General features: G+C 72.0%; 18 protein-coding genes. 12 read left to right on the top strand and 6 right to left on the bottom strand.

Going from position 1 to position 20984, the window contains the following annotated elements; translation table 11 throughout:
* Window positions 1-8: 8 nt before the first annotated feature.
* From J421_RS04590 to ytxJ, 3 genes are all read right to left on the bottom strand, one after another.
* A complete protein-coding gene (locus J421_RS04590) occupies window positions 9-2150 on the bottom strand; it encodes a putative bifunctional diguanylate cyclase/phosphodiesterase (protein WP_104022245.1) in 2142 nt (713 codons plus the stop codon).
* Window positions 2151-2163: 13 nt separating this feature from the next.
* A complete protein-coding gene (locus J421_RS04585; protein WP_025409991.1) occupies window positions 2164-2733 on the bottom strand; it encodes a type 2 periplasmic-binding domain-containing protein in 570 nt (189 codons plus the stop codon).
* A gap of 168 nt (window positions 2734-2901) precedes the next feature.
* Window positions 2902-3231 (bottom strand): bacillithiol system redox-active protein YtxJ, encoded by a 330-nt coding sequence (gene ytxJ, locus J421_RS04580; RefSeq protein ID WP_025409990.1) that lies wholly within the window; start codon window positions 3229-3231, stop codon window positions 2902-2904.
* A gap of 114 nt (window positions 3232-3345) precedes the next feature.
* Between ytxJ and J421_RS04575 the strand changes: the two genes are divergently transcribed.
* Both J421_RS04575 and J421_RS04570 read left to right on the top strand, forming a co-directional pair.
* On the top strand, window positions 3346-4689 hold the full coding sequence (locus J421_RS04575) for a M16 family metallopeptidase (RefSeq protein WP_025409989.1): 1344 nt from the start codon (window positions 3346-3348) through the stop codon (window positions 4687-4689).
* On the top strand, window positions 4689-6098 hold the full coding sequence (locus tag J421_RS04570; protein ID WP_025409988.1) for a M16 family metallopeptidase: 1410 nt from the start codon (window positions 4689-4691) through the stop codon (window positions 6096-6098). Before J421_RS04575 ends, J421_RS04570 begins: the two co-directional genes overlap by 1 nt.
* A 16-nt stretch (window positions 6099-6114) precedes the next feature.
* Here J421_RS04570 and J421_RS04565 read toward each other — a convergent pair whose 3' ends face one another.
* Both J421_RS04565 and J421_RS33550 read right to left on the bottom strand, forming a co-directional pair.
* Window positions 6115-7539 carry a dipeptidyl-peptidase 3 family protein gene (locus tag J421_RS04565; RefSeq protein ID WP_201773099.1) on the bottom strand — a complete coding sequence of 475 codons (1425 nt, stop codon included), beginning with the start codon at window positions 7537-7539 and terminating at the stop codon, window positions 6115-6117.
* Complete coding sequence (locus tag J421_RS33550; RefSeq protein WP_201773098.1) at window positions 7497-7745, bottom strand: hypothetical protein; 249 nt, start codon at window positions 7743-7745, stop codon at window positions 7497-7499. The genes J421_RS04565 and J421_RS33550 overlap by 43 nt, the downstream gene beginning before the upstream one ends.
* A 256-nt stretch (window positions 7746-8001) precedes the next feature.
* Between J421_RS33550 and J421_RS04560 the strand changes: the two genes are divergently transcribed.
* A complete protein-coding gene (locus J421_RS04560; RefSeq protein WP_025409987.1) occupies window positions 8002-10062 on the top strand; it encodes a hypothetical protein in 2061 nt (686 codons plus the stop codon).
* 68 nt (window positions 10063-10130) lie between these two features.
* Entirely contained in the window at window positions 10131-11387 is a 1257-nt protein-coding gene (locus J421_RS04555) for a hypothetical protein (RefSeq protein WP_025409986.1), read from the top strand.
* A 66-nt stretch (window positions 11388-11453) separates the two neighbouring features.
* Here the strand turns inward: J421_RS04555 and J421_RS04550 are convergent, their stop codons facing one another.
* Window positions 11454-12080, bottom strand: a complete 627-nt coding sequence (locus tag J421_RS04550; protein ID WP_148306151.1) for a hypothetical protein — start codon at window positions 12078-12080, stop codon at window positions 11454-11456.
* Between the two features lie 154 nt (window positions 12081-12234).
* Here J421_RS04550 and J421_RS04545 point away from each other — a divergent pair, with 154 nt between their 5' ends.
* The 8 genes from J421_RS04545 (at window position 12235) to J421_RS04510 (ending at window position 20926) form a co-directional block, all read left to right on the top strand.
* Window positions 12235-12747, top strand: coding sequence for an SET domain-containing protein (locus tag J421_RS04545; protein WP_025409984.1), 513 nt, complete (start codon window positions 12235-12237; stop codon window positions 12745-12747).
* Between the two features lie 113 nt (window positions 12748-12860).
* Entirely contained in the window at window positions 12861-13415 is a 555-nt protein-coding gene (locus J421_RS04540; RefSeq protein WP_025409983.1) for an NUDIX hydrolase, read from the top strand.
* Window positions 13416-13760: 345 nt separating this feature from the next.
* Complete coding sequence (locus tag J421_RS04535) at window positions 13761-14399, top strand: sigma-70 family RNA polymerase sigma factor (RefSeq protein WP_158508652.1); 639 nt, start codon at window positions 13761-13763, stop codon at window positions 14397-14399.
* A gap of 226 nt (window positions 14400-14625) precedes the next feature.
* Window positions 14626-15198 carry an anti-sigma factor family protein gene (locus J421_RS04530; RefSeq protein ID WP_025409981.1) on the top strand — a complete coding sequence of 191 codons (573 nt, stop codon included), beginning with the start codon at window positions 14626-14628 and terminating at the stop codon, window positions 15196-15198.
* A 39-nt stretch (window positions 15199-15237) separates the two neighbouring features.
* Entirely contained in the window at window positions 15238-16281 is a 1044-nt protein-coding gene (holA, locus tag J421_RS04525; RefSeq protein WP_025409980.1) for a DNA polymerase III subunit delta, read from the top strand.
* Window positions 16282-16456: 175 nt separating this feature from the next.
* Window positions 16457-17401, top strand: a complete 945-nt coding sequence (locus J421_RS04520) for an SPOR domain-containing protein (RefSeq protein WP_025409979.1) — start codon at window positions 16457-16459, stop codon at window positions 17399-17401.
* Window positions 17398-20115, top strand: coding sequence for a DNA mismatch repair protein MutS (gene mutS / locus J421_RS04515; RefSeq protein ID WP_025409978.1), 2718 nt, complete (start codon window positions 17398-17400; stop codon window positions 20113-20115). The genes J421_RS04520 and mutS overlap by 4 nt, the downstream gene beginning before the upstream one ends.
* Window positions 20108-20926, top strand: coding sequence for a glutaminyl-peptide cyclotransferase (locus tag J421_RS04510; RefSeq protein ID WP_025409977.1), 819 nt, complete (start codon window positions 20108-20110; stop codon window positions 20924-20926). The genes mutS and J421_RS04510 overlap by 8 nt, the downstream gene beginning before the upstream one ends.
* The last annotated feature ends 58 nt before the right edge of the window (window positions 20927-20984 follow it).

Below are 20984 nucleotides of genomic sequence, written 5' to 3'. Positions count from 1 at the left end.
GGCGCGCGTCAGTCCGCGCGCAGGAACTCCCCTGCCGCGTCGGCGTCGAGCGGGTGCGAGAAGAAGTAGCCCTGCCCGAGGCGGCAGCCGGCGGCGAGCAGCTCCGCGTGCTGGTCCGCGCGCTCGATCCCTTCCGCCACGGTGTGCAGCTGCAGCATGTCGCCGAGGGGCACGATCGTGCGCGCGAGCGCGGCGTCGTTGCCGCCGTCGGCGATCTGGTCGACGAACGCCTTGTCGATCTTCAGCACGTCGACCGGGAAGCGCTGCAGGTACGCGAGCGACGAGTAGCCCGTGCCGAAGTCGTCGATCGCGACGCGCACGCCGAGCGACTTCAGCTCGCGCAGCCGGGCGAGCGTGGAGACGCTGTCGCGCATGATGACCGTCTCGGTGATCTCGAGCGTGAGGATCCCGGGGTCGAGCCCCGACTCGTCGAGCGCCGTGCGCACGTCGCGCACGAACGCCGGGTCGGCGAGCTGCAGGCCGGAGACGTTGATGCTCACGCCGACCGGACCGCGGCCGTTCCGCTCGCGCTGCCACCGCGCCGCCTCGTGGCACGCGCGGCCGATCACCCACCGGCCTAACGGCACGATCGCCCCGACCTCCTCGGCGAGCGGGATGAACAGCGTCGGCGACACCGGGCCGCGCCGCGAGTGCGGCCACCGCACGAGCGCCTCGAACCCCGCGACACGCCGGTCCACGAGATCGACGATCGGCTGGTACACCACCGACAGCGCCTCGCGCTGCAGCGCGTCGCGCAGCTCCGCGGCGAGCTCCACGCGGTCGAGCAGCGCGGCGTGCATCTCCGGCGCGAACACCGCGTGCTGCCCCTTGCCCTCGGCCTTCGCGCGGTACATCGCGACGTCGGCGTTGCGCAGCAGCTCCTCGGTCGACTGCCCGTCGTGGTGGAACACGACGCCGATGCTCGCCGACACGTGCAGCGTGCGTCCGTCGAGCTCGAACGGGGCACGCAGCGCCCACAGCACGCGCTCGGCCACGGAGATCGCCTCCGCGCGCTCGCGCACGCGGTGCAGCAGGATCGCGAACTCGTCGCCGCCGAGTCGCGCCACCGTGTCGCTGCCGCGCGTCGCCTCGAGCAGCCGCGTCGCGACGTCGACGAGCAGGCGGTCGCCGGAGTGGTGGCCGAGCGTGTCGTTGATGCTCTTGAAGTCGTCGAGGTCGATGAACAGGATCGACATCTCGTCGGCGTGCCCGTGCCGTCCGGCGAGCGCGCGCTCCACGTGCTCGCGGAACAGCGTGCGGTTCGCGAGGTTCGTGAGCGGGTCGCGGAACGCGAGATGGGCGAGCTCCTGGTTGCGGCGCTCGAGCTCCTGACGCGCCTGGCGCAGCCGCTGCGCCATCGTGTTCAGGCTCCGCCCCACCGTCGCGAGCTCCTCGCACGTCGTCACGTCCACGCGGTGCGCGAGATCGCCCGCGCCGAGCCGCTCGACGCCCGTGTGCAGCGCGCCGATCGCGCCGCGCAGGTCGCGCGACAGCAGGTACGCGAGCGCCACGCTGACGCCCACCGACAGCGCGAGCACCGCCCACGCGATCGCCGACGTCGCGCGGTCGGCGCGCTCGAACGCGGCGCTCGCCTCGGCCACGCGCCGCTGCTCGCCGCGGATCGCCGCCGGGAGGTCGGTGCCTAACAGTCGCTGGGCGAGCGGCTCGGCGCGCGTGACGGCGACGAGGATCGCGTCGGCGGGGTCGATCCCCTGACGATCGTAGAAGCGCGACCACGCGTCGGCGAGCGAGTCGGTCTCCGCGCGCACGGTGGCGAGCCCCGGCACGCCGCCCGTCGCGCGGTCCGCCCGGTGACGCAGCGCCGCGACCGACTGCAGCGCGCGTCGTCGCTCGTCGGGATCGATCGGCGCGTGCTCGACGCCCACGAGCTGCACGACGACGCGGATGCGCTTCGCGTGGTCGTCCAGACCGGCGCGCGTCTCGGTGAGCGCGGCGTGGCGGGCGATCGTGTCGCGCAGCTCGCGGAACACGCGCCCGCGCTGCCGCGCGCCCCAGTAGAACGCCGCCGCGTCGAGCGCCGCGAGCGCGAGCAGCACGCCGAACACCCGCGCGAATCGGGCGCGCAGGCTGCGCGGACGGGGCGGCGGCAGTGCGCGGTGGTCGTCGCCGCGCGGGACAGCGGAGGGCATGGTGGGGACGCGCTCAGGGAGCGCCGGCGGCGAGCGGATAGCCCTCGGCGCCGGGCAGCCGGCCGTCGATGCGCAGCACGCGCACGCCGCCGTCCACCTCCGCCGCCGGCACGACCGCGATCGCGCCCGGAATGCTCGCCGTCAGCCGCCGCGCGAGCGCGTCGCTCGACACGAGCGTCGGGCCGCCCGTCCCGCTCTCGCTGCGGAACGTGCGCGCGATCCAGTACCGCTTGAACGCCGCCTCGTCCATGTGATACAGCTCGCGCAGCAGCACCTCGCGCGTGCGCGTCCCCGGCGTCTGCACGATGAGCACGACGCGCGCGCCGTCGTCCCAGTTGCGACGCGTGCCGAGGAACATCGCGCGCAGCTGGGCGAGCGACACCCCGCTCGCCGCGACGAGCGGGTGGACGATGACCGCGTACGACTCCGGGCGCGGGGTGCGCGGCGGCTGGGTGGCGGCCGCGCGCGCGGCGACCGCGGCGGCGACGGCCGACCCGACGGCCGTCAGCGCGCGCGTCATGCGCCGACGCGTCGTCGCGCCGGACCACCGCCCCCGCGTCTGCTCCTGCGGCCGTCGCTGCATGCCCCGCCCGCGTCCCGCATGGATGGAATCCCACCGTGCGGGGGGCGGGGTGCCAGTTTGGTGCCGCCCGGCGTTCGAATGGTGACGGACGCCCGGCGGCGCGGCACTATGCTGGGCGCAGGGGGGGCGCCCCCCTAGGCGCTAGGTACCGCGCCGATCCTCACGGGATCATCCCACGAGCGCCTCGAGCCGCCCCCCGAGCTCGTCGGCCCGCACGTCGAAGTGCGACACCGCCCAGACCGGCTCGCCACGGACGAGCAGGATGAGCTGCGGCGAGTGGTGCACGACTCCCGTCTCGTTCGCCACGTGCCGCGACACGGGCCGGCTGTCGATCACGTCGACGAGGAACACCGGGATGTCCGGGTGATGCTCCTCGAGCTGGGCGACTTCCTGGTACGCGATGAGACTGATCGGGCAGCGCGAGCTGTGCTTGTAGACGAGGACGAGCGGAAGCTCGCGGAGCGTGTCGTAGTCGTCGGCCGAGGTCAGCTGCTGCATCGGAGTATCCGCGAAGGGGTGCAGGGATAAGTCAAACGTCGGACCACTCGGGCGCGGCGGAATCGGATAACGGCGGCCGCCGTCTCCGCTTCCGCCCTCCCTTAGCTTTGACGCATGAGAATCCCGATCGAGACCTACACGTTGGCCAACGGCCTCCGCGTCACGTTGAGCGAGGACCACACCGCGCCCATCGTCGCGGTGAATCTCTGGTACCACGTCGGCTCGGCGAACGAGCGCGCCGGACGCACCGGCTTCGCCCACCTGTTCGAGCACATGCTCTTCCAGGGATCCGCGAACGTCGCCGCGAACGAGCACTTCGAGCTCGTGCAGCGCGCCGGCGGGACGCTGAACGGATCGACGTGGCTCGACCGCACGAACTACTTCGAGACCGTGCCGTCGAACCAGCTCGAGCTCGCGCTGTGGCTCGAGGCCGACCGCATGGCGCGGCTGCTGCCCGCGATGACGCAGGAGAAGCTCGACACCCAGCGGGACGTCGTGAAGAACGAGCGCCGCTGGTCGGTCGACAACCAGCCGTACGGCACGTGGTGGGAGCGGCTGCCGGCGCTCTGCTATCCGCCCGACCACCCGTTCCATCATTCGCTCATCGGCTCGTTCGAGGATCTCGACGCCGCCGCGCTCGAGGACGTGGCCGAGTTCTTCGCCACGTGGTACACGCCCGACAACGCCGTGCTCACCATCGCCGGCGACTTCGACCCCGCGGAGGCGCGCGCGCTCGTCGAGAAGCACTTCGGGTCCATCCCGCGCGGGCAGGGGAAGCCGGCGCTCCCGTCGTTCGAGCTGCCGCCGACGTTCGGCGCGACGCTCCGCCAGGTCGTGCCCGACGACGTCGTGCTGCCGCGCGTCTTCCTCGCGTTCCGCGCGCCGGCCTTCGGCAGCGACGGGTACTACGCCGCGAGCGTGTGCGGCGCGGTGCTCGGCCTGCGCAACGGCAGCCGTCTGCACGAGCGGCTCGTGCGCGAGCGGCAGCTCGCGAGCGAGGCGAGCGCGTCGACGTTCGACCTGCCGAAGGGCGCCGACCTGCTCATCCTCGACGCCGTCGCGCGCCCCGGCGTCGACGCCGACACGCTCGCCGACGCGCTCACCGACGAGGTGGACCGGCTGCGCACGGACGACGGCGCCGTGACGGACGAGGAGGTCGAGCGCGCGCTCGCGCTCATCGAGAGCGGCTTCGTCGTCGCCATGCAGTCGGCCGGCGAACGTGCCGACCAGCTGTCGCGCTTCGCGACGTACTTCGGCGACCCGTCGCTCGCGAACGAGCAGGTGGACCGCTACCGCGCCGTGACGGCGGCCGACGTGAACGCGTTCGCGCGTGACTACATGGGGCCGGACAACCGGGCGTACCTCGTCTACGTGCCCAAGGCATCATCCGACGAGCATGCCGAGCGTGGAGCGGAGAGCGTGGAGCGTGGAGCGGAAACGATGTCGGAGGTTGCGTGATGAGCGACGCCACGAACTCCACGCTCCCCGCTCCACGCTCCCCGCTCGGCGGGCTGCCGCGTCCGGAGCCCGGCGCGCCGCGCCCGTACCACTTCCCTCGCTTCGAGCGACGCACGCTGCCTAACGGCCTGCGTCTCGTCGTCGCCCCGGCGCACAAGCTCCCGGTCGTCACCGTCGCCGCCGTCGTGCGCGCCGGCGCGTCGTCCGATCCCGAGGGGCGCGAGGGGCTGGCCTCGCTCACCGCGCGCGCGCTCACCGAGGGCACCGCGTCGCTCGACGCGGTCGCGCTCACGCGCACCGTCGAGCGGCTCGGCGCCGCGGTCGACGCCGGCGCGGACTGGGACGCGGCGTTCGTCAGCTTGACGACGCTCGCCTCGCGGCTGCCCGAGGCGTTCCGCCTGTTCGCCGACGTCCTCGCCGACCCCGCGTTCCCCGAGCGCGAGGTCGAGCGGCTGAAGCAGGAGCGCATCGCCGACATCCTGCAGCTGCGCACCGAGCCACGCGGCCTCGCCGACGAGATGTTCGCGCGCTTCGTCTACGCGCCCGGCTCGCGCTACGGCCGCCCCGAGGCGGGCGACGAGCGCTCCGTCTCGTCGCTCGGCCGCGACGACGTCGCGCGCTTCCACGCCGAGCGCTACGTGCCCGGCGCGACCACGCTGGTCGTCGCCGGCGACGTCACCGTCGACGACGCGGAGCGGCTCGCGCGCGAGGCGTTGGGCGGCTGGACCGGCGACGCGCCGTCGATGCCGCGCGTGGACGACCGGCCCGCGGCGCGCGAGCGACGCGTCCACCTCGTGACGAAGGCCGACGCCCCGCAGAGCGAGCTGCGCGTCGGCCACGTCGGCGTGCCGCGCGTGACGCCCGACTACTTCGGGATCGTCGTCATGAACGCGATTCTCGGGGGGCTGTTCAACTCGCGCGTGAACATGAACCTGCGCGAGGAGCACGCCTACACCTACGGCGCCGGCTCCGGCTTCGACTGGCGGCTCGCCGCCGGCCCGTTCGACGTGTCGAGCGCGGTGCAGAGCGACGTCACGAGCGCGGCGCTCGGCGAGATCCTGAAGGAGATCGACCGGATGCGCGCCGAGCCGGTGTCGCCGAGCGAGCTGTCGCTCGCCACGAGCTACCTCGACGGCGTCTTCCCCATCCGCTACGAGACGACCGCCGCGATCGCGAGCGCGCTGTCGAACCTCACCATCTACGGGCTGCCCGAGGACTACTTCGACACCTACCGCGACCGCATCCGCGGCGTGACCGCCGCCGACGTGCAGGCCGCGGCGGTGAAGTACCTCAAGCCCGACGAGCTGCAGCTCGTCGTCGTCGGCAATCCGTCCGTTCGTCCGGATCTCGAATCGTTAGGCGCCGGGCCGGTCACCGTGTACGACGCCGAGGGCAAGGCGATCGGCTGAGTAGGAGCTCGTCCGCTCACTTCGTGACCGGCATCCCCTGCTCGAACACGATGTCCACCGGGATCCGCGCGGTGCCTAACTTCGCCAGGTCCGCCTTCAGCTGCGGCCGCACGACGCCCATGTCGCGCATGAACGCCTGCACGCCGGCGTAGTCGCCGTTCCCCTGCAGCATCAGGATCTTCGCCGAGAGCGCCTCCATCCCCGCGCGCATCTTCGGGAAGTCCACGCGGTACGTGCCGTCGCTGGCGCGCGTGAACGCGCCGGCCTCCTGCAGGAAGTTGAACGTCGCCATGTTCGCCCGCCCGTGCGCGTCGCTCGCGCCGAAGCGGACGGAGCGGAACAGCCCCGCGAGGAACGTCACGAAGTTGTCGTTCACCTCGCGGTCCTGCAGCTCGCCCTGCTCGGCCAGCTTCACCGCCATCCACAGGCCGAGGATGTCCGCCTTCTCCTCCTCGAGGCCGCCCGCCGTCTCCTTCAGCGCCTGCCGGACGGTGCCCGCGCCGGTGACCGTGTTCTTGATCCCGAGCCCGTGCGCCACCTCGTGGAACATCGTGTTCTCGAAGAACGCGTCGAAGTTCACGTACTTCCGCTGGTCGGCCGCGATCGTGAGCCCCACGATCGGCACGAGGATCTTGTCGAACTTCGCGCGCATCGCGTTCTTGAGCTGCAGCCGCCGCGATCCCGCCTTGAGCTGCACCTCCTCGTCGTTCGGCAGGTTGATCGCGATCGTCTTCGCGCCGCTGTTCGCCTGCCCCGCGTAGAACAGCGCGTCGTACGCGTTGAGGTCCGAGTCCGTGCCCGGCGACTCCGCACGGTACTTGGCGTCGACCGGCAGCGCGCGCTGCAGCGCCGGGAGCTGCGAGGTGAGCCGCGCGAGCCGCGCGCTCCATGCCTGGTCCTTCACGAGCACGTACGCCTCGTCCGCCGCCTTGTACCCGGCGAGCGCGTCCTCGTACGTCTCGATCGGGCCGATCACCACGTCGAGCGTGTTGTCCTTCATCGCCATCCACGCGAAGTCGCTCGGCTGATAGTCGTCGGTCTCCAGCGCGTCGGCGCGCAGCGTGAGGTACTTCTTCAGCGCCGCGTTCTCGGCCAGCGCGGCCGCCTCGCGCAGCTTCGCCGCGGCGCGCGTGTGCGGCGCCGCGTACGCGACGTGGTACGGCACGGCGACGAGGCCGTTCGGGCCGCGGCGCACGACGGTGTACAGGCCGCGCAGCGAGTCGGCGTGTGCGCCGCCCTTCGCCACCTCGCGCTCCAGCTCCGCCTTCGTGAGGTCGCGCGGATAGAAGTTCGCGCCGGGCGGCTTCGGCCCCACGCCGGCGACGAACGGCGCGTCCTCGTGCAGCCGGTCCCACGGCCCGTAGTTGATCTCCGCGAAGCGCCGCAGCGCGGGATCCGTCAGCGACGCCATGAGCGAGTCGCGGTTCCCATACGTCTGCATCCAGAACCCCTCGTCCATCGCGCGCGCGCCGCCTCGATCAGCAGCGGCAGCATCCGCCGCTCCGACGGCGTGAGCTTCGAGAGGTCGGTGGTGAGCCGGACGGGCGTGTAGTCGGCGATGCGATCCCTCACCGGGGGAGTCGTCTGCGCGCGCATGGGCAGGGCGCCAAGGGTGAGCGCGGCGAGGAGCGCGAAGCGTCTGGTCATCGGTGGCGTGGGTGGACGGCGCCGATGACGGCGCCGGCGGTGATGCGCGGGCGGTGCGGCGCGATCGGGCGCGAAGGACGCCAACGGCGCGGGTACGGCGCCGCACGGCGCCCCGTTAACCTACCCAAGTACAGGGGCACCGTCCGCGCGGTTCCGCGCCGCTCCGCGCCGTTCCGCGCCGTCGAGCGGTGTGAGACGCCGTTCGCGCCGCATCGCGCCGTATCGCCCGCGCCGTCATCCGCGCCATTCCCAGCAAATGTACCTCCAGCCTCCCGCCGTCGTCATCACCATCGACACCGCCCACATGGTGAGGCAGTTCGACCCGCGCTGGTTCTTCGGCGGCGGCGTCGACGGCCGCCCCGAGGGCGACGCGCGGCGTACCTTCACGCCGCCTAACGTCGCCGCCATGCAGACCGCCGGCCTGCCGCGGCTGTCGTACCGTCTGCGCACCGAGCTCGGGATCGAGGCGTGGCACTGGAACCCGCGCGGCACGTGGAGCGACCCCGCCCACCGCCAGGGCTACTGGACGTCGAGCACCGCCGCCGGCGCGCCGATCACCGAGTCGTACGGCTACAACCTGCCGCGCCGCGGCACGACGTACGACCAGGCGAACAACGAGGGCTACTCGCGCCTCACCGACGGCGACACCGCGACGTTCTGGAAGAGCAACCCGTACCTCGACCACCGCTACACCGGCGAGCCCGACTCGCTCCACCCGCAGCGCGCGATCCTCGACCTCGGCGCGGAGCATCCGGTGAACGCCATCCGGCTGCGCTGGGGCGCGCCGTGGGCCGTGCGCTACGTCGTCGAGCGGTGGGTCGGCGACGACTCGCTGCCGCCCGACGACCTGCCGGACGGCGACTGGGAGCCGTTCCCGTTGGGCACCGTGAGCGCGGGGCGCGGCGGCGACGTGACGCTCCGTCTCGCCGACGCGGCGCTCCCCACGCGCTGGATCCGCATCACGCTGCTCGAGGGGAGCCGCACCGCGCCGGCCGGCGCGCGCGACCCGCGCGACTCGATCGGCTTCGCGCTGAAGGAGGTCGGCGCCGGCGCGCTCGACCCCTCGGGGCGGCTCGTCGACGTTGTTAGGCACGCGCCGTCGCACGACCAGACCACGACGTGGGTCACCTCCACTGACCCGTGGCACCGCGCCGTCGACCGAGACGCGGAGACCGAGCAGCCGGGCGTCGACCGCGTGGAGGCGAGCGGGCTCACGAGCGGGCTCCCCATGCTCGTGCCGGTGGGGGTCCTGTACGACACGCCGCAGAACGGCGCCGCGCTGCTGCGCTACCTGCGCCGCCGCTACCGCGCGACGCACGTGGAGCTCGGCGAGGAGCCCGACGGCCAGTACGCGCGTCCCGCCGACTACGGCGCGCTCGCCCTCGAGGCCGCGGACGCGCTCCGCCGCGTCGACTCCGCCGTCGTGTTGGGCGGGCCGTCGTTCCAGAGCGTGGAGCTCGACGTGCGCGGCTGGCCCGACGAGCCCGACTCGACGTCGTGGCTCGCGCGGGTGCGCGACTACGTGACGGCGCGAGGTCGCGCGCGCGACTTCGCGTTCGTGTCGTTCGAGTGGTATCCGTTCGACGCCGTGTGCGACTCCACCGCGCCGCAGCTCCGCGCCGCGCCGTCGATGCTGCGCGACGTGTTCGAGCGGCTGGGCCCCGGCGCGCACGGGCTGCCGTGGGTCATCAGCGAGTACGGCTACTCCGCGTTCGCCGGGCCCGCCGAGGTGCAGATGGGTGCCGCGCTGCTCGATCCGGACATCGTCGGCACGTTCCTCACGTTAGGCGGCGACCAGGCGTACCTGTACGGCTACGAGCCGGCGGACCTGCAGTCCGGCGCGCCGCGCTGCGAGCGGTGGGGCAACAACGCGCTGTTCCTCGCCGACAGCACGGGACGCGCGCGCTGGCGCACCGCCGTGTACCACACCATGCGCATGACGACGCGCGACTGGGTCGATCCCGACGGCGGCGTGCACGCGCTCTATCGCGCCGCGACCGATCTGCGCGACTCGAGCGGCGCGATCGTCACCGCGTACCCGCTGCGGCGCCCCGACGGCCGGTGGTCGCTGCTGCTCGTGAACAAGGACTCGCTGCACGCCTACACGGTGCGGCTGCGCCTCGCCGCCGACACCGCCGCCGACGGCCACGCGCCGAGCGGCCCGCTCGACGTCGTGCAGTTCTCCGCCGCGCAGTACGCGTGGCGCGAGGATGGGCCTAACGGTCGCCCCACGCGCAGCGACCCGCCGGCGCGCTTCCGCCGCGACGCCGACGCGCTCGTTCTTCCCGGCTACTCGGTCACCGTCGTGCGATTCTGACGGCGCGCCGCACCGGTGAGAAGAACCGCCCTCCGGCCGCGTTAATGGGCCAACAGGAGGGCACAACCATGATCAAGGTCATCGAGCGGGTTCGGAGCGCCGCGGCGGTCTTGGCGATCGTCGCACTGCCGCTGGCGCGGGCGGAAGCAGGAGTGGAGTACGTCACGTCGACGTCGAACTGCACCTCGAAGGTCGCCGATATCACCACCGGGGCCACGCTCGAGGTCATCGCGGGGCCGAACATCACGTTCGAGGTGTGGGGCAACTCGGTGGATCTGACCAACACGTCGAGCGGCTTCACGTTCGCGGGTCCGGGCGGCATGACCGCGACGATCGTCTCGGAGCGCAGCGGCCCGTCCAACTTCGCGCGCGGCTGCGGCAACGTCGGATCTGCCGTCGTCCGCATCTCGACCCCGGGCACGCTCGCCTCCGACGCCGGCGCGTCGCTGTCGTTCAAGATGCCGCTCGGCGATCTGTCGCGGCTGCCGATGACGATCAAGGCGCACCCGACGTTCACCACGACGTGGACGAGCGCGGGGCTGACGACGAGCTCCCTGTCGTGCATCGTGAAGACCGGCTCCCTGAGCCTGCTGAACCAGGACTCGCACCTCGTCATCCAGCTCCCGCCGGGGCACCAGCAGGATCAGACGACGTGCAACAGCAACGTCATCACCGTCCGCACCACGCCGGCGAGCATCGGGCACGTCGACGTCGTCGGGCCGACGATCCGCTACAACGTCACCGGGCTGCCCTCGTTCGTCACCGAGAGTCAGGCGACGGCCGTGCTGCCGCAGGTCGGGACGCAGCTCACGTTCACCATCGACGTCGCGGGGATCCGCGCGCTCACCGCGCCGCGCACGAGCACCATCACGATCACGGATCCGATCGCGACGAACCGCACCGAGACGCTCACGCTCGAGGTGCGCCCCGACCTCGGCCAGGGCTTCGCGTCCGTGGCGACGGCGAACCCGACGAGCACCGCGGCCGGCAACCCGATCGACTTCACGATCCGCCTGTCAGCGGCGGCGGGCCCGAATCAGATCGTCACGTGGCGCATGACGACGGCGAGCTGCTTCACGCAGGCGATCACCACGGCGCCGTACAATGCGGCCGCGCCGTTCCAGTTCTTCCTGTTCCCGCAGGGGCAGACGGCGGCGATCATCCGCGTGCGGTCCGTGAAGGGCACCGGGTGCACGAACATCCTCGCCCCCGTGACGCACATCTTCGAGGCGTGGATCGGCGACGCGCGGACGAACGCGCAGGTCACCGCGGTGAGCAGCGGCCCGCTCTATACCCGCACGAACGTCTCGCTGCTGTTCCAGTGACGTTGCGCTCGACGACGACCGGGGCGGCCTCGCGGACGAACGCGGGGCCGCCGCGGTCGCGCGTGCTCACGGCGCGACGTGCGCCGCGGCGAGCTGCGCGACCTGCGCCTCGAGGTTCCCCGTGCTCGTGCAGTGCACCGGCTGTCCGCTGTTCGACGACGGCTGGCCGAATGCCTGCACGAGCGTGGCGACGGTGGCGCGGTCGTCGCTGAGCGGCACCACCTGCGTGGCCACGTTGAACGTGACCGTGTACGAGTCCGCGGCGCGTCCGCCGATGGAGCCCGCGCCGCCGCAGTCCACGTATCGACTGAGGCGCACCTTGTTGAGCTGCACGCGTGCGCGGAGGTTCACCGCCGCGACCGCGCGCTTCTCGGCGTCGACGCCGTTGATCGGCAGGCCGAGCTGATCGTACACGGCGGGGAGCGTGGCCCACAGCTTCGCGGCCGGCGCGCCCACCTCGCTCCCGCGGAACGTGTCGGTGCTCTGATGGATCTCGACGCCGGCGACGAGCAGTCGTCCATCGCGCGTCTCGAGGTTCACCGTCCGCGCGATCTCCGGCGCCCCGACGGTGGGGCCGTTCGCCGGCGTCGGGCTCGGCGACGCGGCGGGAGCGGACGACGGCGCACGGGACGAGGACGCGCACGCGGCGCACAGCATGGCAGCGGACGACAGCACGATGGACGACGAGCGCACGGGCGACGGCTCCTGACGGGGTGTTGATCGCGAAGCAACAGGGGGGACCGGCGGCACGCAAGTCGCGAAGCCGCGACGTCGCGACACCCGCTATCTTCTTGCGTCCCCGCGCCGTGTCGGCCGCGTCCTCCCCATCTCATCCGAACTCCTCGCCGTGCCGAAGGCCACGCCCCGCTCCGATCTGCCGTTCGAGATCCGCAAGTCGACCATCCAGGGACGTGGCGCGTTCGCCACGCGCCGCATCCGCCCTGGTCAGCGCATCATCGAGTACACGGGCGAGCACATCACGCCCGACGAGGGCGACCGCCGGTACGAGGAGTCGGGGATGGGACGCCACCACACGTTCCTGTTCACGCTCGACGACGACACCGTGGTCGACGGGAAGCGCGGCGGCAACGAGTCGCGCTACATCAACCATTCGTGCGACCCCAACTGCGAGGCGATCATCGAGGGGCCGCACATCTTCATCTACGCGAAGAAGAACATCCAGCCAGGCTCCGAGCTGACGTACGACTACCAGTACGAGCGGCGCCCGGATCACACGAAGGAGGACGAGGAGTTCTACGCGTGCCGGTGCGGCACCGCGAAGTGCCGCGGCACCATCCTCGCCCCGCCGAAGCGGAAGCGGGCGAAGAAGAAGTCCGCCGCGAAGCGCGGTCGCGCCTAACGGCGAGGGCAGGAGGGCAGGAGGGCGCGAGGGCAGGAGAGTCCGATGCTCTCCTGCCCTCGCGCCCTCCTGCCCTCCTGCCCTCGTTTCCTGCCCTCCTGCCCTCACCACACATGGACATCGAGCCCGGCCAGATCGCTTCCCGTCGCGTCCACACCGGGCGCATCGTCAACCTCGACGTCGACACCGTGCGCTTCCCCGACGGGTCGACCGGCGAGCTCGAGATCTTCCGTCATCCGGGCGCGAGCGCGGTGGTGCCGTTCCTCAGCGACCCCGCCGGTGACGACCCGCAGCTACTGCTGATAAAGCAGTATCGATACGCGGCGGGCGGCTACATCTACGAGATCCCGGCGGGTCGGCTCGACGCCGGCGAGGATCCCGCCGTCTGCGCTCGGCGCGAGCTCGAGGAGGAAACCGGTTGTACGGCTGAGCGTGTCGAAAAGCTCACGACGATCGTTACAACACCGGGCTTCTGCGACGAACGCATCCATCTCTTCATGGCCGTCGGACTCACCATGGGGGAGACGCGCCACGAGCACGACGAGTTCCTCACGGTCGAGCGCGTGTCGCTGTCGCAGGCGCTGGAGATGGTGAGACGGGGCGACATATCGGACAGTAAGACGGTGTGCGGCCTGCTCTTCGCGGCGGGGTTCCGGGCAGGCCGGTGAGGGTCGGGAATGAACGGACCCGCTCGGGCATTCAAAGGATGAGGGGGTTCGCCGGCTGGGGTGTGATCCTGGGCGAAGGGGGGAGCGCCCCTGGTAACTTCGATCGGCGGGTCCTCGTAGTGTCCTCAGCAGTGTCGCCCAGGGTGGACATTTCGGGAAAGATTCGGTATATTACGTCGTCCGCGCCAGGGTCGTAAGTCATTATGGGAACGCAAGTTAAACGGCCGTTCCCCAATCGACCCGGCGGGCATGCCCCCTGCCTTATCACGGGTGGGAGGCAGGGAGACCCGACCGGGCTCCGATGCCGGACGGACGACCGAGACGCTGGACTCCGAGGGAGCTGACATGGCTGACGTCGCGCGCAAGCAGAAGGTCTCGATGCCTGGAGCCGCGGTGCGGGAGCAGCTGCGCGCGCTCGAGGACGGAGACGTGGTGGCGGCGTTCCTGGGTGGGGAGGAGCGCGCGTTCCAGGAGCTGGTGAGCCGGTATCAGACCCGGCTGCTGAACTTCATCTACCGCACGATCGGCGACCGCGAGAAGGCCGAGGATCTCGTCCAGGAGGTCTTCATCCGCGTGTACCGCCACATCGGGCGCTTCGACCGATCGAAGAAGTTCTCCACCTGGATCTACACGATCGCCTCGAACCTCGCGAAGAACGAGCTGCGCAACCGCTCGCGCAATCCGCTCGTGCTGTTCCAGACGATCAAGAAGAACTGGCAGGAGGACGATCGCCCGCTGCAGTTCGAGGACACGACGTCGCGGCCCGACGACCTCTATCGCAAGCGCCACCTGCGCGAGCTGGTGGAGGAGAGCGTCAACCAGCTGCCGGCGCATCACCGCGAGGTGTTCGTGCTCCGCGAGCTCGAAGGGAAGTCGTACGAGGAGATCGCCGAGATCACCGACTGCAACCTCGGCACGGTGAAGTCGCGTCTCAACCGCGCGCGCACCTCGTTCGCCGAGATCATCGAGCCGCGGCTCAAGTAAGATCGACGCCCCTCCACGCTCCAGGCTCCCCGCTCCCCGCTCCACGCTCGCCCAGCCTGACGGTATGGCGAGCGTGGAGCGGGGAGCGTGAAGCGTGGAGGGGGTCGGTAGTAGCGACGGGTCGGTAGTTGAACGGAACTGCTTGCGCGACGCCGGGTATCGGGACACGTTCACGCGCCCCACGAACGCTTCGTCCGAGCGCTTCGCCCCCCGACCTGCCGTTCCGATGGACTGTCGCAGCTTCCGCAAGCACCACGTGGCCTTTCTCGACGACCTGCTCCCGGGGGAGCTGCTGGTGGCCGCCGAGCGTCACGTGCGGGAGTGCGCGGCGTGCGCGGCGCACGACACGGCGGTGCGGCGCAGTCTCCTGCTCGTGCGCAACCTGCCGAGCATCGAGCTCTCCGACGACTTCTCGGCGCGTCTCGCCGCGCGCCTCGACGACGTACGCTGCGGTCGGTGCGTCGTCCCCGACGACGTCCCCGCCGACTGGGCGCCGAGCCGCGCCGAGCTGCTGCGCACCGCGATCGCGTCGCCCGTCGCGCGCAAGCGTCTCGCCGCCGTCGCCGCGGGGCTGCTCGCGCTGACCTACGCGGGCGACCGGTGGTACCAGCTCCATCGCGACGGCGACGTCGAGCTGCCGCCCGTCATCGCGACGATGCCCGAGACGCCGCCGATGCTCGTCCCGCCGATGCTCGTCACGAGCGCGTCCACCGGCATCCCCGTCTGGCCCGCCGCGCTCCTCGCCGACCAGACGCCCACCAACATGGTGGATGCGCAGCTCATGGTCGCGTCCTGGTAGCTGCGACGGTCGTCGTGCCGTCGTCGTAGTTTCCGCCCCATGGCCGACCTCAAGTCCCTGAACGCCGCGCTCAAGTCCAAGTCGTTCGACCCCGTCTACCTGTTCGTCGGCGATGACGACTTCCGGAAGGACGGCGCGCTGAAGGCGGTGATCGAGGCGGCGGTCGAGCCGGCGACGCGCGACTTCAACTGCGAGGTGCGCCGCGGCTCCGAGGTCGACGCCGAGACGCTCGGATCGCTGCTCGCCACGCCGCCGATGCTCGCCGAGCGACGCTTCGTCGCGGTGCGCGACGTCGGCGGGCTGCGCAAGGACGCCCGCGCGGCGCTCGACCGCTACCTCGCGCGGCCCGCGTCGGACACGATCCTCGTGCTCGTCGCCCCCGCCGGCGCGAAGCCCGACAAGACGCTCGCCGATCGCGCGACGGTGATCGACTTCAAGCCGCTCGACGGCGGCAAGCTGTCCGAGTGGCTCGCCTCCTACGCGCGCCGCGAGCTCGGCGCCGAGCTGGCGCCCGGCGTCGCCGACCTGCTCGTCAGCGCCGTCGGCAACGACCTGCAGCAGCTCACGGGGGAGCTCGACAAGCTCGCGAGCTACGCGCGCGGCCAGGCCGTCGGCGACGCCGCCGTCGTCACCGAGCAGGCGGTCGCCGACGTCGTGGGCGTGCGGCGCGGCGAGACGCTCGGCGACCTGCTCGATGCCGTCGCGCGCCGCGACGCGACGACGGCACTCGGTCTCGTCGACCACGTGCTGTCCCAGCCGAAGGCGTCGGCGGTCGTCGTCGTCATGGCGCTGTCGACGCAGTTCCTCGCGCTCGCGTGGGGGCAGGCGATGCGCGCGCGCGGCACGAATCCCGGCCAGCTCGCACGCGAGTACTGGACGCTGCTGAAGGAAGGGGGCGCGTATCCGGGACGCCCGTGGGGCGAGGCGGTGAACGCGTGGACCGCGACGGTCGATCGGTGGACGGCGCCCGCGCTCGACCGCGCGCTCGACCTGCTGCTCGACGCCGACGCGGCGCTGAAGGAGACGCGGGTCTCGACCGACGAGCAGCTGCTCGCGTCGCTCGTGCTCTCGCTGTGTGCGTGAGGGCTGATGAGGCGGCGCTGATGAACCGGCGCTGGTGAGGCGGCTCTGAAACGGCGGCGCTGATACCGCGCGTTTTCAGCGCCGCCCCGTCAGCGCCGAAGCATCAGCGCCGCCTCACCAGTGCCGCCCCATCGGCTATCTTCTCAGTCCTCTCCCGCCGCTTCCCGCCGTCTCCATGCGTCTCCCTTCCGTCGTCGTCGTCGCGCTCACTCTCGCGGCCACCGCCGTCGGCGCGCAGCCGTCGCGCGCCCCATCGTCCGACAACGACAACGCCGTGCTGTTCGCGCGCGCGCGGCGCCTCGTCACCGAGGGGAACGGGGTGCTCGGCCGCATCCTCGTCGACTCCGCGCTCGCGTCGGCGACGCCGGGAACGCCGGCGTACGCGGAGGCGCTGTACTGGCGCGCCACGCTCGCCGAGCGCGCGTCGGACGCGGAGCGCGACTACCGGCAGATCGCCGTGGAGTACCCGCAGTCGCCGCGCGCCACCGACGCGCTCGTGCGGCTCGCGCAGCTGGACCTCGTGCGCGGGCAGCCGGCCGCGGCGCGCGACCACCTCACGCGGCTGCTCCGCGACCACGCCGACGCCGCGACGCAGGCGCGCGCGCAGTACTGGCTCGCCCGCGCCGCGCTCGACGCACGCGACCCGCGCGGCGCGTGCGACGCGCTGAACGAGGCCGCCGGCGCCGCGGAGCCGGGCGGCGATCTCGCGCGACAGGTCGTCGCCCTGCGCGCGCGGGTGCCGCGGTGCACGCTGAAGGTGGCGGTCGGGAGTCGGGACTCGGGACTCGGGACTCGGGACTCGGGAACTACTCCCCCACGAGTCCCGAGTCCCGAGTCCCGAGTCCCGACTGCCGCGTCCCGCGTCCCGAACGGCTTCAGCGTTCAGGTTGCGGCCTACGACACGCGCGGCGGCGCCGACGCGCTCGCGGCGCGGCTCGTGAAGCGCGGCATCGAGGCGCGCGTCGTGTCGCCGGCTCCCGACACGCCGCCGTTCCGCGTGCGCGTGGGCCACTGGGCGACGCGCGCCGAGGCCGCCGCCGCGCTGCGGGACCTCAAGGCGAAGGGGCTCGTCGGCTACGTCGCGGACGACGTGGTGCCTAACGCTTCGGGACGCCCGTGAGCGCACCGGCGACGCCCCTGATGCAGCAGTACCGCGAGATAAAAGCGCGGCACCAGGGATCCATCCTGTTCTTCCGGATGGGGGACTTCTACGAGACGTTCGAGGACGATGCGGTCCTCGCGTCGCGCGTCCTCGGCCTGACGCTCACGTCGCGCAACAACGGCGGCGCGTCCGACGTGCCGCTCGCCGGCGTGCCGGTGAAGGCGGTGAACGAATACGTGCGTCGGCTCGTCGCGCGCGGCTACCGCGTGGCGATCTGCGAGCAGGTGGAGGATCCGCGGCTCGCGAAGGGGATCGTGCGGCGCGAGGTGATCGAGACCGTGACGCCGGGCGCCGCGTTCTCCGACGACCTGCTCGACTGCACGCGCAACAACTTCCTCTGCGCGGTGCGTCCGGCGCCCGGCGCGCTCGCCGTCGCCGCCGCCGACGTGTCCACGGGCGAGCTGCGCCTCGCCACCGTGCCGTCAGGCGATGCCGACGCGCTGCTCGCGCGCCTCGCGCCGCGCGAGGTGCTGCTGCCGAAGGGCGGCGAGACCACGCAGTGGCGCGCCATGGACGGAGCGCTCGTCACCGAGCGGGAGGCGTGGGAGTTCGATCCCGCCATGGCGCGCGACGACCTCGCGCGGCAGTACGGCGTCCTGTCGCTCGACGGGCTCGGCATCGGCGCCGAGGACGAGGCGGCGTTAGGCGCGGCGGGCGCGCTGCTCCGCTACCTGCGCGAGCTGCAGCCGGGCGGCGTGCCGCACCTCGCGCGCCCGATCGTGGAGCGCGCCGGCGGCGCGATGCCGCTCGACGAGATGACGCGCCGCAACCTGGAGCTCGTGGAGTCGCTGCGACCGGGCGTCGACAACGATCGTGCCGGGACGCTGCTCGGCGTGCTCGATCGCACGCAGACGCCGATGGGGACGCGGCTCCTGCGGCAGTGGATCCTCGCCCCGCTCACCCGCCGCGAGGACATCGACATGCGCCTCGACGCCGTCGCCGCGACGGCGGGCGACGCGATCGGACGCGCGACGCTGCGCGAGGCGCTCGACGGCGTGCGCGACGTGGAGCGCCTCGCGTCGAAGGCCGCCGCGGGGCGCGCCACGCCGCGCGAGCTGCGTGCGTTGGGCGATTCGTTAGGCAGGCTGCCGGCCGTGCATGGAGCGCTGGAGCGTGTGATCGGGACTCGGGACTCGGGACTCGGGACTCGGGTGCCGGACGAGTCCCGAGTCCCGAGTCCCGAGTCCCGGCTCACCGTCATCGCCGCCGCGTGGGACGACTGCGGCGAGCTGTGCGCCGAGGTCACGCGCGCGCTCGTCGAGCGGCCGCCGCTGCAGCTCGGCGACGAGTCCACCATCGCGACCGGCGTCGACACGGAGCTCGACGACCTGCGTGCGCTGCGCGACGGCGGCAAGGACGCGATCGCCGAGATCCAGGCCGCGGAGCGCGAGCGCACGGGCATCCAGTCGCTGAAGGTCGGCTACAACAAGGTCTTCGGCTACTTCATCGAGATCTCGAACGCGCACCGCGAGCGCGTCCCGGACGACTACCAGCGGCGGCAGACGCTGACGAACGGCGAGCGCTACGTCACGCCCGACCTCAAGGCGTACGAGGAGAAGGTGCTCGGCGCCGCGGAGCGGATCGAGGCGCGCGAGCGCGAGCTGTTCGAGTCGCTGCGCGCGTGCGTGGGACGCGAGATCGCGCGGCTGCAGCGCGTGGCCGGCGCGCTCGCGGAGCTCGACGTGCTCGCCGCGCTCGCCGAGGTCGCGGAGCGCGAGGGCTACGTGCGCCCCACGCTCACCGACGGCTACGATCTCGAGATCGTCGCCGGCCGGCATCCGGTGGTCGAACGGATGATGGCGCGCGAGAAATTCATCCCGAACGACGTCACGCTGACGCAGGACGCGCGGCTCGTCATCCTCACGGGGCCGAACATGGCGGGGAAGAGCACGATCCTGCGCCAGGTGGGGCTCGTCGTGCTCATGGCGCAGATGGGGAGCTTCGTGCCCGCGTCGCGCGCGACGATCGGGCTCGTCGACCGGCTGTTCACGCGCGTGGGCGCGAGCGACAACCTCGTGCGCGGTCAGTCGACGTTCATGGTGGAGATGACGGAGACGAGCGCGATCCTGAACACCGCGACGGCGCGCTCGCTCGTGCTGCTCGACGAGATCGGGCGCGGCACGAGCACGTACGACGGCGTGTCGATCGCGTGGAGCGTGAGCGAGCACCTGCACGACCACGTCGGCTGCAAGACGATCTTCGCGACGCACTACCACGAGCTCGTGCAGCTCGCCGAGGAGCTGCCGGCGGTGCGCAACTTCACCGTCGCGGTGCGCGAGGTGGGCGACCAGGTGCTGTTCCTGCACCGCCTGGTGCCCGGCGGCGCGGACCGCAGCTACGGCATCGAGGTCGGGCGGCTGGCCGGGCTGCCGGCGCCGGTGATCGCGCGCGCGAAGGAGGTGCTCGCCCTGCTCGAGGGGGACGCGGCGACGATGGCCGAGTCGTTAGGCAGGGTGCCCGCCGCCGGCAAGCGCTCGAGGCGGCGCGCCCCGCCGGCCGACCAGCTCGCGCTGTTCGCGTCCGCTCCGCCGGCCGCCGCGCCGAACGTCGTGCCACCGCCGCCACACCCCGTCGTGGAGGCGCTGCGCGCCACGGACCCGAACCACGTCACGCCGATGCAGGCGCTGGAGCTCCTCGCCCGCCTCCGCGCCCAGATCCACGCCGATGCCTAACACGAAGCTCCTGCTCGCCGCCGCCCTCCTCGCCGCCTGCAAGGGCGAGCAGGCGCCCGCCGCGGCGGCCGACACACCGGCCGCGACGTCGACGGCCGCCGGCAACACCACCGGCACGCCGACGTACGGCTACACGGTCGTCGCCACGCTGCCGCACGACCCTGCGGCGTTCACCGAGGGGCTGTTCATCAAGGACGGAAAGCTCTACGAGGGTACGGGGATCGAGGGCAAGTCGGAGATCCGGCGCAGCGACCTCGCGACGGGCGCGGTGGAGCTGCGGCGGGCGCTCCCCGCGGAGTACTTCGGCGAGGGGATCTCGGCCGTCGGCGACCGGCTGTACCAGCTGACGTGGAAGCACGGCAAGGCGTTCGTCTACGACCTCAAGACGTTCGCCCCGGTCGACACGTTCTCGTACTACGGTCAGGGGTGGGGGATGACGACCGACGGCACGTCGCTCTACATGACCGACAGCACGTCGCGCATTCGCGTCATCGACCCCAAGACGTTCACCGTCACGCGCACGATCGACGTGCACGACGGCACGTCGCCGGTGTCCATGGTGAACGAGCTGGAATGGTACAAGGGGGAGCTGCTGGCGAACGTCTGGCAGAGCTGGCAGATCGCCCGCATCGACCCGAAGACCGGCAACATCACCGGCTGGATCGACCTCACCGGCATCCTCGCCCCCGCCGACAAGAACGGCGCCGAGGACGTGCTGAACGGCATCGCGTACGACGCGCAGAGCGACAAGCTGTACGTGACCGGCAAGAACTTCAGCAAGCTGTATCAGATCACGCTGACGAAGAGATAGGGCAGGAGGGCAGGAGGGCAGGAGAGTGTCGGACTCTCGTGCCCTCCTGCCCTCCTGC

It is taken from the genome of Gemmatirosa kalamazoonensis (assembly GCF_000522985.1).
Classification (GTDB): Bacteria; Gemmatimonadota; Gemmatimonadetes; order Gemmatimonadales; family Gemmatimonadaceae; genus Gemmatirosa; species Gemmatirosa kalamazoonensis.
This window is presented reverse-complemented; position numbering and strand designations above follow the sequence as displayed.

Bases quoted from the DNA above. Each gene is read 5' to 3' on its own strand.
- J421_RS04590 (WP_104022245.1), bottom strand. From the start codon at position 2,150: ATGCCCTCCGCTGTCCCGCGCGGCGACGACCACCGCGCACTGCCGCCG.
- J421_RS04530 (WP_025409981.1), top strand. From the start codon at position 14,626: ATGGACTGTCGCAGCTTCCGCAAGCACCACGTGGCCTTTCTCGACGAC.
- J421_RS04585 (WP_025409991.1), bottom strand. From the start codon at position 2,733: ATGCAGCGACGGCCGCAGGAGCAGACGCGGGGGCGGTGGTCCGGCGCG.
- J421_RS04555 (WP_025409986.1), top strand. From the start codon at position 10,131: ATGATCAAGGTCATCGAGCGGGTTCGGAGCGCCGCGGCGGTCTTGGCG.
- J421_RS04575 (WP_025409989.1), top strand. From the start codon at position 3,346: ATGAGAATCCCGATCGAGACCTACACGTTGGCCAACGGCCTCCGCGTC.
- J421_RS04535 (WP_158508652.1), top strand. From the start codon at position 13,761: ATGGCTGACGTCGCGCGCAAGCAGAAGGTCTCGATGCCTGGAGCCGCG.
- J421_RS04570 (WP_025409988.1), top strand. From the start codon at position 4,689: ATGAGCGACGCCACGAACTCCACGCTCCCCGCTCCACGCTCCCCGCTC.
- J421_RS04520 (WP_025409979.1), top strand. From the start codon at position 16,457: ATGCGTCTCCCTTCCGTCGTCGTCGTCGCGCTCACTCTCGCGGCCACC.
- J421_RS33550 (WP_201773098.1), bottom strand. From the start codon at position 7,745: ATGACCAGACGCTTCGCGCTCCTCGCCGCGCTCACCCTTGGCGCCCTG.
- J421_RS04565 (WP_201773099.1), bottom strand. From the start codon at position 7,539: ATGCAGACGTATGGGAACCGCGACTCGCTCATGGCGTCGCTGACGGAT.
- ytxJ (WP_025409990.1), bottom strand. From the start codon at position 3,231: ATGCAGCAGCTGACCTCGGCCGACGACTACGACACGCTCCGCGAGCTT.
- J421_RS04540 (WP_025409983.1), top strand. From the start codon at position 12,861: ATGGACATCGAGCCCGGCCAGATCGCTTCCCGTCGCGTCCACACCGGG.
- holA (WP_025409980.1), top strand. From the start codon at position 15,238: ATGGCCGACCTCAAGTCCCTGAACGCCGCGCTCAAGTCCAAGTCGTTC.
- J421_RS04560 (WP_025409987.1), top strand. From the start codon at position 8,002: ATGTACCTCCAGCCTCCCGCCGTCGTCATCACCATCGACACCGCCCAC.
- J421_RS04510 (WP_025409977.1), top strand. From the start codon at position 20,108: ATGCCTAACACGAAGCTCCTGCTCGCCGCCGCCCTCCTCGCCGCCTGC.